Source organism: Capnocytophaga sp. oral taxon 326 str. F0382 (genome assembly GCF_000318295.1).
GTDB classification, from domain to species: domain Bacteria; phylum Bacteroidota; class Bacteroidia; order Flavobacteriales; family Flavobacteriaceae; genus Capnocytophaga; species Capnocytophaga periodontitidis.
Map to the genome: position 1 here is coordinate 1 of NZ_KB291429.1, position 616 is coordinate 616.

The 616-nt window shown below is 47.9% G+C and carries 1 rRNA gene; it reads left to right on the top strand.

Annotated features, from left to right (window positions below):
- Positions 1-616, top strand: a 23S ribosomal RNA gene (locus tag HMPREF9073_RS09345); the annotation flags it as partial.

The following is a 616-nucleotide window of genomic DNA, read 5'->3' on the forward strand; positions in this document are numbered from 1 at the left end:
AGAGTGGTGACAACGTTTCCAAGAAAAGCGAAGATTAATGCCCGTACCGTAAACCGACACAGGTGATTGGGATGAGAATTCTAAGGCGCTCGAGAGATTCATGGCTAAGGAACTAGGCAAAATAGACCTGTAACTTCGGGAGAAAGGTCGCCTATCTAGCGATAGGCCGCAGTGAAAAGGTCCAAGCGACTGTTTATCAAAAACACAGGACTCTGCAAAATCGAAAGATGAGGTATAGGGTCTGACACCTGCCCGGTGCTGGAAGGTTAAGAGGAGAGCTTAGCGTAAGCGAAGGTTTGAATTGAAGCCCCAGTAAACGGCGGCCGTAACTATAACGGTCCTAAGGTAGCGAAATTCCTTGTCGGGTAAGTTCCGACCTGCACGAATGGTGTAACGATTTGGACACTGTCTCGGCCATGAGCTCGGTGAAATTGTAGTATCGGTGAAGATGCCGATTACCCGCAGTGGGACGAAAAGACCCTGTGCACCTTTACTATATCTTCGTATTGGTCTTGGATAAGTGATGCGTAGGATAGGTGGGAGACTTAGAAGCGGCTATTCCGGTAGTTGTGGAGTCATTGTTGAAATACCACCCTTTGCTTATCTGAGGTCTAAC